Annotated in this window: 15 protein-coding genes; 9 read left to right on the top strand and 6 right to left on the bottom strand. The window is 68.4% G+C overall.

The genetic code is table 11. From position 1 onward, the window contains the following. The 6 genes from ABYX71_RS06410 to ABYX71_RS06385 all read right to left on the bottom strand — a co-directional run. On the bottom strand, positions 1-902 hold a 902-nt coding region (locus ABYX71_RS06410), incomplete at its 3' end, for an alpha-L-glutamate ligase-like protein (protein WP_372695678.1). Next, positions 899-2,416, bottom strand: a complete 1,518-nt coding sequence (locus tag ABYX71_RS06405) for an inactive transglutaminase family protein (protein ID WP_372695677.1) — start codon at positions 2,414-2,416, stop codon at positions 899-901. The genes ABYX71_RS06410 and ABYX71_RS06405, both read right to left, overlap by 4 nt. A gap of 8 nt (positions 2,417-2,424) precedes the next feature. Then, positions 2,425-2,907: an ATP-dependent zinc protease gene (locus ABYX71_RS06400; RefSeq protein WP_372695679.1), complete on the bottom strand. Its 483-nt coding sequence runs from the start codon at positions 2,905-2,907 to the stop codon at positions 2,425-2,427. Between the two features lie 113 nt (positions 2,908-3,020). After that, the gene (locus tag ABYX71_RS06395; RefSeq protein ID WP_372695676.1) at positions 3,021-3,572 is read right to left on the bottom strand and encodes a zf-TFIIB domain-containing protein; all 552 of its coding nucleotides are present in this window, start codon (positions 3,570-3,572) and stop codon (positions 3,021-3,023) included. Positions 3,573-3,588: 16 nt separating this feature from the next. Next, positions 3,589-4,017, bottom strand: coding sequence for a nuclear transport factor 2 family protein (locus tag ABYX71_RS06390; protein WP_372695675.1), 429 nt, complete (start codon positions 4,015-4,017; stop codon positions 3,589-3,591). Next, complete coding sequence (locus tag ABYX71_RS06385; RefSeq protein ID WP_372695674.1) at positions 4,014-4,193, bottom strand: PLDc N-terminal domain-containing protein; 180 nt, start codon at positions 4,191-4,193, stop codon at positions 4,014-4,016. Before ABYX71_RS06385 ends, ABYX71_RS06390 begins: the two co-directional genes overlap by 4 nt. 108 nt (positions 4,194-4,301) lie before the next feature. Between ABYX71_RS06385 and ABYX71_RS06380 the strand changes: the two genes are divergently transcribed. The 9 genes from ABYX71_RS06380 to ABYX71_RS06340 form a co-directional block, all read left to right on the top strand. Next, complete coding sequence (locus ABYX71_RS06380) at positions 4,302-5,003, top strand: hypothetical protein (RefSeq protein WP_372695673.1); 702 nt, start codon at positions 4,302-4,304, stop codon at positions 5,001-5,003. Then, positions 5,000-5,776, top strand: a complete 777-nt coding sequence (locus ABYX71_RS06375) for a hypothetical protein (protein WP_372695672.1) — start codon at positions 5,000-5,002, stop codon at positions 5,774-5,776. The genes ABYX71_RS06380 and ABYX71_RS06375 overlap by 4 nt, the downstream gene beginning before the upstream one ends. Next, positions 5,769-7,118 (top strand): phenylacetate--CoA ligase family protein, encoded by a 1,350-nt coding sequence (locus tag ABYX71_RS06370; protein WP_372695671.1) that lies wholly within the window; start codon positions 5,769-5,771, stop codon positions 7,116-7,118. The genes ABYX71_RS06375 and ABYX71_RS06370 overlap by 8 nt, the downstream gene beginning before the upstream one ends. A 75-nt stretch (positions 7,119-7,193) precedes the next feature. Beyond that, complete coding sequence (locus ABYX71_RS06365; protein WP_372695670.1) at positions 7,194-8,450, top strand: LLM class flavin-dependent oxidoreductase; 1,257 nt, start codon at positions 7,194-7,196, stop codon at positions 8,448-8,450. Positions 8,451-8,461: 11 nt separating this feature from the next. Beyond that, positions 8,462-9,268, top strand: coding sequence for an alpha/beta fold hydrolase (locus ABYX71_RS06360; RefSeq protein ID WP_372695669.1), 807 nt, complete (start codon positions 8,462-8,464; stop codon positions 9,266-9,268). 145 nt (positions 9,269-9,413) lie between these two features. Next, on the top strand, positions 9,414-10,790 hold the full coding sequence (locus tag ABYX71_RS06355; RefSeq protein WP_372695668.1) for a Rieske 2Fe-2S domain-containing protein: 1,377 nt from the start codon (positions 9,414-9,416) through the stop codon (positions 10,788-10,790). Continuing rightward, a complete protein-coding gene (locus ABYX71_RS06350) occupies positions 10,787-11,281 on the top strand; it encodes an aromatic-ring-hydroxylating dioxygenase subunit beta (protein ID WP_372695667.1) in 495 nt (164 codons plus the stop codon). Before ABYX71_RS06355 ends, ABYX71_RS06350 begins: the two co-directional genes overlap by 4 nt. Before the next feature lie 10 nt (positions 11,282-11,291). Then, entirely contained in the window at positions 11,292-12,980 is a 1,689-nt protein-coding gene (locus ABYX71_RS06345; RefSeq protein ID WP_372695666.1) for an amidohydrolase family protein, read from the top strand. A gap of 109 nt (positions 12,981-13,089) precedes the next feature. Continuing rightward, a partial coding sequence (locus ABYX71_RS06340) for a hypothetical protein (protein ID WP_372695665.1) occupies positions 13,090-13,350 on the top strand: 261 nt, incomplete at its 3' end.

The raw sequence follows: 13,350 nt of genomic DNA, 5'->3' as shown, positions 1-13,350 counted from the left end.
TCGTCGCGACCGAGTGTGTCCACCGTCGCCAGACGCGGCAGCAGGCCGCTCTGGTTGGCGATCTGGATGTTGAGCCCGGGGCGCGCGTTCATCTCCAGCATCATGGGCCCGAATTCGCGATCCAGCACGAAGTCGACACCCAGGTAACCCAGGCCGCTGATGTCGTAGCAGCGGGCCGCCAGCTCCAGCAGGGTGTCCCACTGCGGGACCTGCACGTTGGCGATCGGGTTGCCGGTGTCCACGTGCTCGTCGACCACCTCGTTGCGCCACACGCCGCGGGCGGTCAGGCCGCTGGCGATGTCGATGCCCGCGCCGATGGCCCCCTGGTGCAGGTTGGCCTTGCCGTCCGACATTGCCGTCGGCAGGCGCACCATGGCCATCACCGGATAGCCCTTGTAGACCACCGTGCGCAGGTCCGGCACGCCCTGATGTGAGATCGGCTCGAACACCGGGTCGACCTTGACCCGGTACTCGATCATGGCCGCGTCCGGCTGGCCGCCGAGGCTGTAGAGGCCGGACAGGGTGTTCGAGATGTGGTGTTCGAGCGCCTCCTCGGTCAGCAGGGCGCCGGAGGCCTTGCGGTAGCGCCCCTTGCGACGGCCGACGATCACCAGCACGCCGTTGCCGCCGCTGCCGTTGACCGGCTTGACCACGAAATCCTCGCGGCCGCCCAGCAGCTTGGGCAGCTCCGGCACCTCGTGCTGGATGCGGATCACTCCATACAGTTCCGGCACCTGTATGCCGGCCTGCTGGGCCAGTGCCTTGGAGCGCACCTTGTCGTCGACCAGCGGATACAGACGGCGCGGGTTGACGCGGGAGATGAAGTCGCCGTTGCGCTGGTTCATGCCCAGCACGCCGGCGCGGCGCAGTGAGCGCGCCAGTCGCCAGGGCCGCTGCATCATGCGCTCAGCGCCCGGAAGCGCTTGAGTTCGGTCAGGCGGTAGCCGGTGTAGCGGCCGAAGGCCAGCGTCAGCGCCAGTACGATCAGCAGCAGCTCCGGGAATGCCAGCACCACGTGCTGCACCTGACGCTCGGTCATCACCAGGTAGGCCAGGGCCGCGGCCAGCAGGCTGCCGCTGGCCTGTTGCAGGGCCTCGCGCGGGCCGGCTTCTTCCCAGCCGATCGACATGCGCTCGATGGTCATGGTCAGGATCACCATCGGGAACAGGGCCACCGACAGGCCGGCACCGATGCCCAGCTGATAGGTGAGGACGCTGAGCGCGGCCATCATCAGGACCACGATCGTCAGGATCGACGCCAGGCGTGGTACCAGCAGCAGCTTCAGACGCTCGAGATAGAAGCGACCGAGCAATCCCAGCGAGATGATGCCAACGAACAGCAGCACGCCGTTCAGCAGCCGGGTCTCACGAAACGCGAGCGCGATCAGGATCGGCGCGAAGGTGCCGAAGGTCTTGATGCCCACGACGTTGCGCAGCAGCACGATCAGCAGTGCGCCGATCGGCATGGTCAGCACCACCCGGTACACCATCTGCATCTGCACCGGCAGGCTCAGCAGCGAGAACTGCAAGGCCACGGAGCCGCGCTCGGCCGCCCGCTGGCGTGCTGCCGCCAGTGCCTGGTAGGGGTTCTCGGCGGCCGAAAACTCGACACGCAGATTGCGTATGCCGTCGGTTTCCCGCACCAGCGGCTGGCCGCGCGACCAGACCAGAAAGTCTCGCGGCCAGCCCTGGGCCGCGCTCCGCGGGTCGAACAGCAGCCAGCGGTCCCCGTTGTGGACCTCGAGGTAGGTCTGCATGTCCAGCCGGCGGCTTTCAGTGCGCAGCGTGAAGCCATACACCGGTCGCGCCGCGATGTTCGCGGTGGCCAGAATGGCCGTGGCGACCTTGGCGCGCCGCTCGTCCGAGTCGTCGTTGCCCAGCAGCAGATCGATGTCGCTGTTGCTGCCGGCGTCCAGGCGGATCAGGGTCTGGGCGGCGAAGGTGGCAATGTCGGCGGAATGCGCGCGAATCTGCTGCACCAGGTTCTCGACCACGGCCGCCTCGGCATCGGAAAACTCCGGCTGCTCCGGACGCGGTGGGCGCGAATCCCCGACCTGGTCGCGCGGTTTCGGATAAGCCACGGCCTGGTAGTACAGCTCTTGCTCGCCACGGGCGCGGCGAATGGTCCATACGGCCTCGCGCTCGTCGCCCTGCTGGGCAGTGGTCAGACCGTAGCCGTGGGAGACGAAGGTTTCGTCCAGCAGGCCAAAGCCGGGGGGCGAGACGGGCACCGCGAGGCGCAGCTTGATGGGACGACCGCGGTCGGCAGTGAAGCGGATGCGTGCCTCGATGGTCCAGGCCTGGATGGCGTTGTCCGCCTTCAGCGGCACCCCCAGATCAAGCCATTTGTAGAGGAACAGGCTGCCGCCGGCGACGACCAGCGACAGGCACAGAATCAGCAGGTGACGGTTGCGCACGCTCGTGCTCAGTCCTTGGACGGCGCGCCGTCGCAGCGTGGCGCACGCAGATAGGTTCGCGACGGGTCAACCACCGCCAGGCGGGCCAGAGCCTTGCGGCCAAGCAGCAGGGGGTAGATGAAGCGGCCGCGGTCGGTCAGATTCACTTCCACGGTGCGCCATTCGTCGCCCAGACACAACGGCAGGCGGATTACCGGCCGGCGGTCGTACGGTCCACGGTGGCGCTTGATGCGCACGTAGCGCACCACGGGGCGCTCCAGGCGTGTGGTCTTTTCCATGCCAGGCAGCTTGACCTCGAAGCGTACCCAGCGCTCGCCGTCGCGTTCGAACGGCTCGATGGCCGTGGCGTCCAGCGATGAACTGCGGGCGCCGGTGTCCAGCTTGGCCTTGAGTTCCAAGGGCTCACCGTCTATGTGCAGTTGCACGAACTCGACCCAGCCGTACACGCCGCGGGCAGCCGCCGGCATGGCCAGACCGGCGGCCAGCAACACGGACAAGACACATCTTGCGCAGAAATGACGCATACCGGATTGGGACTGAGAAGCGGGGTGGAAACCGGGCCGGCATTCTATACCAGCGCCCTTGGCCAGCAGGCAGTCGACGGTCAGCGAAACGGGTTGTTTGCTTGCAGGGTCAGCAGCCGCCGGTGCAGCGCCGGGTGCTCCGACAGCACCCGGTACTCGAGCAGTTTCAGCACAGTGCGCAGGTCGCGCCATTCGTCCAGCAGCGATTGCGGCCCGGTCAGCAGCTGACGCGCCTCGTGCAGGGCGGCGCGCAGGTAGTCGGGCGCCGCCCGGGAGTCGATTTCATGTTCCAGGGCGGCCACGATGCGTTCGAATTCCGACTCGTCCAGCCACACGCCGAAGCAGGCGTCGCAGTAGTCCACCGTCACGCCGGTATGGCCGTACTCGAGCGCGTGCAGGGTGCCGTCGCCGTTCGGGCAGCGGCCGCTGCGTGGCGCGTGCCGGAACTGTTCGGCATCCGACCACAGCTCCACCTCCAGCCAGCCGCTGTCCGGCCCGGCGGCCTCACGCGCGGCCTCCAGGTCGGGTGCCTCGAACCACAGGCCGCGACACTGCGGGCAGCGGGCCACCGGCACCTGTTGCAGTTCGGTGGCGGTCAGCGCGATGGCGCAGCGAGGGCACTCGGCGGTCATGTCGTCTCCTGGTGATTCATTTCGGCAGCGTGGGGTAGCCGCGGGCGGCGTAGTCGAAGCCTTCCAGCTCGAAGTCGCGGTGCCGGTACGGTGTGTGCCGGTTCAGGTAGTAGGCCCGAATCTCGGCAATGCGCCCAGTGTGCAGGCGATACCACTCGCTGCCACGCATCAACTCCGGCGCGCCGTCGGGCGGCGTCCAGCGCAGCGTCCACTCGATGACCGCCTCGTCACCCTGTGTAATGCCGTGGTCCACGGTCCAGTAGCCGTCGATGCGTGGTTGCATGCGCACCCAGTGGTCGGCCAGGGCGCGGGCTCCGCGCACCGGGGCGTGGTGGGTGAAGTAGTGCACCACGTCGTCGCAGAAACAGGCCATCAGGCCTTCCCGGTCGGCGCTGTTGCAGGCGGCGTAGTAACGCCGGATCAGCCCCAGCGCCGGTGTGGTCATCCGCGGGGTCCGGCCACCAGCCAGATCAGCAGTCCGACCAGTGGCAGCAGCAAAATCAGCACGGTCCAGCCCACCTTGGCGCCGGTGCCGGCACTGCTTTGCACGACGTTGATGATGGCCCACACGTCAGCAATCAGGATGATCAGGCCCAGCAGGCCGCCGACTTCGATGCCCATGGTGCTACCTCGTGGTGACGCGGTTGGATGCGCAGCCGCCGCGATCGCCCGACCACGCGAGGCCTAGGGTACCCTCTTCGGCGAACATCGGAGAGGAGGAGGCACTGCTTGGATCCACAGGCCGCGTCGTCGCAGGCGGAGCTCGAGACGCGCGACCGGGCTCGCCTGCGCGCCTGCGTGGGGGTGCCGGGCGTCTTGCTGGTGGTCACCGCCGGCTATGCCGCCACGCGTTATGTGGTGTTCGGGCCGTGGGCGCTGGCAGATCTGCCGTTGTACGTGTTCAACAAGGCCACTGCCTGGAGCGCGCTGCTGCTGCTGGCGCTGGCGCTCGGCCTGGGGCCAGCGGCGCGTATCTGGCCGCCGCTGGGCGGCCTGTTGTGGCGCCGCCGTTACTGGGGCGTGGTCGGTTTCGTGCTCGCCACCGTGCATATCGTGCTGTCGCTGAGCATCCTCAACTACGGCTATTACCGGCTGATGTTTCGACAGGCGTTCGAGTTCACCGCGCTGGCCGGCTGGTCGCTGCTGGCCGGCGCGTTGGCCTGGATGGCATTGGTGGCGCCACTCGCCGCGTCGCTGCCGGGCGTACGGGCGGCCATGTCGGTTCGCTACTGGCGGGTACTGCAACGCGTGGGCCTGCTGGGGTTGTCGTTGACGGGGCTGCACCTCGCCTATGGCGTGCCGGGTTGGTGGCAGCCCGCGCTGTGGTACGGCGGGCTGCCGCCCATCACGCTGCTGTCTGCGTGTGCCGTCGTGCTGGTCTTGGCGCTGCGCCTGACGGTCTGGGTGTGCGGCCGCAGGGGCGCGCCATGAGCACGGCGGCGCGCGGTGTGCCGGTGCTGGCCGTGCTGCTGGCCGGCGGCGCGGGCGCGGCCGAGTTCGGTGCGCCGGCGTGGCAGATTGCCATCGCCCATGATTTCCGCCTGCCGGACGACGGTCCACCCGTGCACCGCTATCCCGCACAGGCGCTGCAGTTCGACGGCGCCGGGCAGCTGCGTCGGTTCAGCGACGATCGTGGTGTCGTCAGCTGGGCGCTGGCGGTCGGGCACAGCGGGCACGACGGTGTCATCGCCTGGGGGCGCTGGGGGCATGGGCGCACCGGGGGCGACGGTCGGCACGGCCATGTCGACATTACCGGCGGCGAAGGCGTGCGCAACGCGCTGTACTACGTTTCGGGTGCGCCATTGCAGGAGGCGCCCACCGGCGCCGTCCGCTATTCGCTGCTCGGCGGGCAGGTGTCGCCGACCGTCGGTGAGGGCGGCATGGCGGCGACGACGTTTCTCGACGATGGCGTGCTGGAAGCCAACTTCGCCACCGGACGGGCGCAGCTGGCGCTGGCCATCACGGTGCCCAGCGGGCGCTATGAACTGACGGCGAGCGATCTGGCGCTGGTCGACGGTCGCTTCGAGACGGCGCCGGGAACGCGTCTTTCGGTCAGCGGGGTGCTGTGCTTCGCCGGCTGCGAGGCCCATCTGGAAGGTTTCGTGGCGGGTGCCAACGGTGAGCGCGCCGGGCTCGCGTATCACATCGATATCGAGGCCCTGACCGAGGACGTCAACGGCGTGGTCGCCTGGCGGCGTGACTGAGCCGCGCTCGTCCGTTACCGGGCTTGCCTGGCCGGCGCTGCCGGACAGCGTGGGCGCCAGCATGCTGGCCGTGCACTACCAGTTGGCGCACAGCGAGACGTGGCCGTTGCCGCGCCTGATGGCGGCGACCTTTCGCCAGCTGGCACTGCTGCTGCGTCATGCCCGCGACACGGTGCCGGCGTACGCGTCACGCCTGGCCGGTCTGGCGCTGGACGATGCCGACGCCCTGGCGGCTGCCTGGCCCACGGTGCCGCTGCTGCGCCGCGCCGACGTGCAGGCACTCGGCGAGGCCTTGCACAGCCGCGCCGTGCCGGCCGACCACGGGCGCGTCATCGAGTACCACACCTCGGGTTCCACCGGCCGACCGCTGCGGGGGCTCGAGACCGAGCTGAGCCATTTCTTTTTCGGCGTGCTCAACCTGCGCGAGCAACTGTGGCAGCGGCGGGACGTGGCCGGCACGTTCGCCGCCATCCGCACCCAGGTGAGCGGGGTCCGCCAGCCGGGCTGGGGCCGGGCCATCGAGGCGGTGTTCAGCACCGGCCCGGCGCTGACGCTGCCCATCCACACGCCGATCGAGCGCCAGCTCGACTGGCTGCTGGAGCACCAGCCCGATTACCTGCTCACGCATCCGAGCAACCTGCGGGGCCTGCTGCTGGAAGCCGGACGGCGCGGCGGGCGGCCGGCGCGCCTGCGCGGACTCGGCACCTTCGGCGAGCAACTGCCGGACGACCTGCGGGTGCTGGCGCGGGCGACGTGGGACGCGCCGCTGGCGGACATCTACAGCTGCGAGGAAGCCGGGTATCTGGCCCTGCAGTGCCCGCAGGTTCCGGAGCACTACCACGTGCAGTCCGAGAACGTGCTGCTGGAGGTGCTGGACGGGGATGGGCGGCCATGCCCGGCCGGCGCCACGGGCGAGGTGGTACTGACGCCGCTGCACAACTTCGCCATGCCGCTGGTGCGTTACGCCATCGGCGATTTCGCCGAGGTTGGCCCGCCGTGCCGCTGCGGGCGCGGGTTGCCGGTGCTGCGGCGCATCCACGGCCGTGCGCGCAACCTGCTGCGCCTGCCGGACGGCAGCCGGCACTGGCCGTCCTTTCCGGCCGAGGCGTGGCTGGCGATCGCGCCGGTGCGGCAGTTTCGCCTGCGTCAGACGGCGCCCGCGCGCATCGAGGCGCAGCTGGTGGCCGAGCGTCCGCTGCAGGCCGGCGAGCAGCGGGCGCTGCAGGCCATGCTGCGCCAGCGCCTGCGTTACCCGTTCGAGATCGTGCTCAGGCCGGTGGCCGCCATCGAGCGGCCGTCCAGTGGCAAGTTCGAGGATTTCATCGGTTTGCCAGACGGGTGATCGGTTTGCCATGAGTCTGGTATAAACGCTCGTTCAGGAAGAGCCGGCCTTGCCGGCAGTCAACAGGAGGTGGCCATGAAGGTCGTTGCGTTCAATCTGATGCCTTACAAGGACCTGCCGGCCGATTTCGAAAAGAAGTACGACAGCGTGTGGGTCAGCATCCCGCGGTCGCTGTACGACCCGCGCAAGGGCCACACGTACTACCACGACTATCTGGACGCGCTGGAGACGGCGGTCGATCTCGGCTACGACGCGGTCGGCGTGAACGAGCACCACAGCAACGGCTACGGTCTGATGCCGTCGCCGAACCTGATGGCGTCCATCCTGTCGCGCAAGGTGCGCCATTCGGACACCACGTCCGTGGTGGTGCTGGGCAACAGCCTGGCGCTGTACAACCCGCCGATTCGCGTGGCCGAGGAGATGGCCATGCTGGACGTGCTGTCGGGCGGCAAGTTCATTGCGGGCTTCCCCGTCGGCACGTCCATGGACACCAACTACGTCTACGGCATCAACCCGTCCGAGATGCGCGAGCGCTACTACGAGGCGCACGACCTGGTGATGAAGGCGTGGACCACGGACGAGGTGTTCACCTGGAACGGCAAGTACAACCAGCTGCGCTACGTGAACACCTGGCCGCGCACCGCCCAGCGCCCGCATCCGCCGGTGTGGATTCCGGGCGGCGGCAGCGTCGAGACCTACGATTTCTCGCTGATCAACGACTACTCGTTCTCGTATCTGTCGTTCTTCGGCCACAAGTACGCCAAGAAGGTGATGGGGCCGTTCTGGGACCGCGCCGACGCGCTCGGCAAGGACCGCAACCCCTACCGCGCCGGCTACGCGCAGTTCATCTGCGTGTCGGAGACGGACGCGCAGGCGCAGATCGACTACGAGGAGCACGTCAAGTACTTCTTCGCCAAGTGCATGCACATCGACCCGCGCTTTTTCGAGGCGCCGGGCTACCGCACCGTCGCTTCGCTGCGTGCCGGCCTGCGTTCGCAGCTGGACGGCACGGCCAAGGTCGGCAAGGCCATCCTGGACGAGGGCTTCGGCTGGAAGGAGCTGGTCGAGAGCGGGTACATCATCGCCGGCTCACCACAGACCGTGCGTGAGCAGATCATCGAGGCGGCACGCGAGCTGAACGTCGGCAACCTGATCTGGCTGTTCCACTGCGGCTCCATGCCGCAGCACCTGACGCTGAAAAACCTGAACCTGTTCGCCGAGGGCGTGCTGCCGCACATCCGCAACCTGTGGCCCGAGTGGGATCACCGCCCGTTCTGGCCGAGCGGGTTTGGTGACCCGGAGCCGCAGGACACCCGTCGCAGCGCCACCTGAGGGACCACGAAATGGCCGAGCCGACAACCCATACCTACCAGGTCAATGCCCGCCTTGCCATCGACACGCTGGAGGCCGGCAGCGGTGACCCGTTGCTGTTCCTGCATGGCGCCGGAGGCCTGGCCTGGGACCCGTACCTGGACGCGCTGGCCGCCCGCCGGCGCGTGATCGCGCCGTTTCTGCCGGGTACCTCGAAGTCCAACGACATCAGCCAGGTGCGCGACCTGTGGGATCTGGTGCTGTGCTACTACGACCTGCTCGATGCGCTGGACATCGGCCGCGCCGACGTCGTCGGCCACTCCATGGGGGGCATGATTGCCTGCGAGATGGCGGCCAACGACCCAAGCCGGGTCGGGCGACTGATCGCCATTGCCCCGGCGGGCCTGTTCGACATGGACGACCCGATGCCGGACATCTTCGCCATGCGCTCGACCGAGCTTGCCGAACGCGTGCTGGTCGATCCCAAGTCGCCGATCGCCGAACTGCTCGGCGCCATGCCGGAGGACGTTGACGACCAGGTGGATGTGCTGATCCAGCGCCTGGGCACGCTCAGCGCGGCTGCCAAGTTCCTGTGGCCGATTCCCGACAAGGGTCTGATCCGTCGCCTGCCACGGATCAAGACGCCGACGCAGATCATCTGGGGCCGCCAGGACGGGCTGATCCCGGTCGGTTATGGCGACACCTTCCGCGACAGCATTCCCGGCGCACGGCTGGACGTGCTGGACCAGGCCTCGCACCTGGTGCAGCTGGAACGCCTGCCGGACGTGCTGGCGCTTACCTGGCAGGCGCTGGCGCGGCCGGCCGGTACCGCGCCGTGAGGCGGCGGTAGGGCAGCGATTCGGCGCTGGCCAGGAACGGTCGGCGCGGGCCTGTACCGCCGCGTGCGGGCAGGCAATCCAGGGAGGAATGACACGGCGGGCCGGCGCTGCCGGCCCCGAGACACGGCACGAGGAGGAGAGAGGAATGGACGCGCGTGTTCGCGAATGGCCGCTGCGGGACTTTTCCCGCTATGTCGATGCCCGTCCCGAGGACGGGGTGTTGCGCATGCACCTGGACCTGTTCCGCGACCCGGAGCTGTTCGAGCTCGAGATGCGCTACATCTACGAGCGCTCGTGGGTGTTCGTCGGTCACGCGGCGCAGATACCCGAGCCGTATGACTTCATCACCGGCGTTGTCGGTCGCACGCCCATCATTCTTCAGCGTGGCGGTGACGGTCAGGTACGGGCACTGCTGAACCATTGCAGCCACCGCGGCGCGGCGGTGGCGACCACCCAGGCGGGCAACACGCAGCGCCACAAGTGCCCGTACCACGGCTGGATGTTCGACAGCACCGGCAAGTGCCTGCAGGTGGCGGATGAAGCCGCCGGCGGCTACACGGACGCGTTTCGGGGGATGAGCCACGACCTGCCGCAGGTGGCGCGGCTCGAGGAATACCGCGGCTTTTTCTTCGCCAGCCTGAACCCGGAGGTGGTCCCGCTGCGCGAGTATCTGGGCAGCGCGGCGGTGTTCATCGATTCGTGGGTCGATCAGTCGCCGGACGGGCTCGAAGTGGTACGCGGCGACGCCAACTTCACCTACGGCGGCAACTGGAAGATGGTGTTCGAGAACTGTCTCGACATCTATCACGCCAAGACCCTGCACGCGAGCTTCGGCACCATGGTCATGAACCGCATGAAGCGCCAGGGTGCCGACGCCAACCGCTCGATTGACCTCAACAGCTTCATCAATGCCGACGCCGAGGTGTCCTACTACACCTTCCCCCACGGCCACGGCGGCATGTGGCTGCGCGGTGCCGGCAAGCGCGAGGACCGGCCGTCGTATGCCATGTGGCAGCAGATGGCCGAGCGCTTCGGCGAAGCCAAGGCCGACATGATGGTCAGCGGCCGGGTGGTGGCGATCTTCCCGAACATCCTGCTGGTCGAGAGCGCCACCTTCCAGATGCGCCTGCTGCGCCCGGTGTCCGTGGACAAGACCGAGGTGTACGCGTTCTGTCTGGCGCCCAAGGGCGAGCCGCCCCAGGCGCGCGCGCTGCGCATCCGCCAGTACGAGGATTTCTTCAGCGCCACCGGTGTTGCGACGCCCGACGACACCGTCATCTACGAGCGCTGCCAGCTTGGCGATCAGGCCCGCAGCGTCGAGTGGAACCAGGGCTATCACCGCGGTCTGGCCTTGCTGCGCGAGGGCCCCGACGAGGCGGCCCGGACGGTGGGCATCGAACCCAACCACTCCATCAGCGGCAACATCGGCATCCAGGGCGAGGCGGTGTACCTGGGCGTCTACCAGGGCTGGCTGGACCAGATGCAACGTGGCCAGGCCGAGGTGCTGGGGGTGCAGCCGTGAGCCGGGCGCAACTGCTGGCCGCCGGCAGCGAACTGCTGTACCGCGAGGGCTACTACCTGGACCGCCAGCAGTGGCAGGACTGGTTGGCGCTCTACACCGACGATTGTGTGCTGTGGGCGCCGTCCTGGGTCGGCGAGCATGCCCAGATCACCGACCCACAGACCGAGATCTCGCTGCTGTACCTGGCCGGCCGCGGCCGGTTGCTGGAGCGCATCGAGCGGTTCGTGTCGGGCGCCTCGCCCGCCTCGGTGCCGCTGCCGCGGACCTGTCATCAGGTCGGCAACATCCTGCTGCTGGATCACGCGCCGGGGACCATGACGCTGCATTCATCGTTCCGTGTCGATTACTTCCGCAACAAGCAGGTCGGCGCGTTCTTCGGTCTGTACGAGCACCGGCTGGTGGCCGACGGCGACGCCTGGCGCATTGCCGGCAAGCGCATCACGCTGATGAACGACTTCATCCCGACCGTGCTCGACCTGTACCACGTCTGAGAGGCCCCTGATGTACGACTTGCTGATCGAAAACGCCCGTATCGTCGATGGCACCGGCGCGCCGGCCTTCCCCGGCGGTCTGGCGGTCAAGGACGGACGCATCGTCGCCCTGGGACAGGTGCCTGCCGGCGAGGCGGCCGAGCGGATCGACGCGGCGGGGCAGGTGCTGGCGCCCGGGTTCGTCGATCCGCACACCCATTTCGACGCACAGATCGCCTGGGACGGCCTGCTCACGCCGTCGGCCGAGCACGGTGTCACCACCGCCGTGATGGGCAACTGCGGCGTCGGCGCGGCGCCGGTGCGCGCCGACATGCGCGAGTTCCTGATGGGCGACCTGGTGAATGTGGAAGGTATTCCGCTGGAGGTGATGCGCGCCGGCATCGACTGGCAATGGGAGCATTTCGGCGACTACATGGATGCGCTCGACACGCGCGGGCTCGGCATCAACGTGGCGCCGCTGGTGGCGATGACGCCGCTGCGGCACTACGCCATGGGCGACGCGTCGCTCGAGCGCGCCGCGACCGGGGACGAGATCGCCGCCATGACCCGCGCCTTCGCCGGCGCCATGGAGGCCGGTGCCTTCGGTTACTCGACCACCCGTGAGGGCGTGCACGTGGGGTATCTGGGCAAGCCCGTGGCGTGCCGCAACGCCAGTGTCGACGAGCACCGCGCCCTGTGCGGCGTGTTGCGTGGCCTCCAGCGCGGCAACGTGGAACTCACGCTCAAGCTCGGTGGCGTGGTGAGCCACGAAGAACACGATTTTCTGGAGATGCTGGTACGCGAGAGCACGCGACCGGTGACCTGGCTGGCGGTGGTCAATGCCGCCGAGCAGCCGCACTCCTACGAGGAGCGCATGGCCGCGGTGGCGGACGTCACCGGCTGGGACAAGGCGGTGCCGCAGACCACCTGCCGGCCGCTGCGTTTTCAGCTGAATCTTGCCAACCCGTACATCCTGGGCGTGTTCCCGAGCTGGCAGCCGGTGATGCGCCTGTCGCGTGAGGAAAAACTGGCCACGTACGCGGACCCGAAGTTCCGTCAGTCGTTCCGGGACGACCTCAAGAACATCCCGGCCTTCGGGCGGGACATCTGGAGTCGCTTCTATGTGCTCGACGGCGTCAGCGAGCAGGCGCGGAGCATCGCCAGCAGTGGCCGTAGCCTGCGCGAGCTGGCCGACCTCAGCGGCCGCGATCCCATGGACCTGCTGGTGGAAATCGCCATCGAGGACGAGTTGCGCACCACCTTCGACATGGCGGCGCTCAACTATGACGCGGCCGACACCATCCCGCTGGTGCAGGACGACCGGCTGCTGATCGGTCTGTCGGACGCCGGGGCGCACCTGGACATGCTGTGCGACGCCGGTTACAGCACGCACCTGTTGCAGCGCTGGGTGCGCGAGACCGGCGCGCTGACGCTGGAGCAGGGAGTGCGCAAACTGACGTCGATTCCGGCACAGTTCTTCGGCATCGACCGCGGCGTGCTGGCGGTCGGCAAGGCGGCCGACCTGGTCATCTTCGACCCGGACACGGTGGCCTGTGGCGACAAGGAGTGGGCCCACGACCTGCCGGGTGGCGGGCGGCGCTTCGTGACGCGCTCGAAGGGCGTGCGCGCCACCATCGTTGCTGGCCAGGTGTTGTTCGAGAACGGGGCCTACCGCGACCGCGCGCGGCCCGGGCGGATGCTGCGCAGCTATGACGCCTGAACCGTGCCGACCCACGCGACGCAGGAACATGCGATGATGCGCCGCGTCTGACCCTGCCCATGTTGTTTGCCGAAACCGTCTGATCATGCGTATCGCCCGCAGCACAACCGTGACGCGGTGGCTGACATGGCCACTGGCCGTGCTGCTGCTCGTCCTGCAGTACGGGCTGCTGCTGCACGGGCTCGACCACCTGGGGTCGGACACGCATCCGGACGCGCCGGCGCTGCCACAGCATGCGTCCTGTGCGGTCTGTGTGGCCCATGCGTCGGGCGTCGGAGTGCTGCCGGCGTTCGTGCAGGCGCTGCCGTACGTGCCCACGTTGGCGCCGCCGCCGGCAACGCCGGCGCCACGGGCGCCCGTTCCAGGAACT

Source organism: Immundisolibacter sp., from assembly GCF_041625615.1.
GTDB lineage: Bacteria > Pseudomonadota > Gammaproteobacteria > Immundisolibacterales > Immundisolibacteraceae > Immundisolibacter.
The sequence above is the reverse complement of the archived record's forward strand: the minus strand, read 5'-3'. Positions and strand labels throughout refer to the sequence as shown.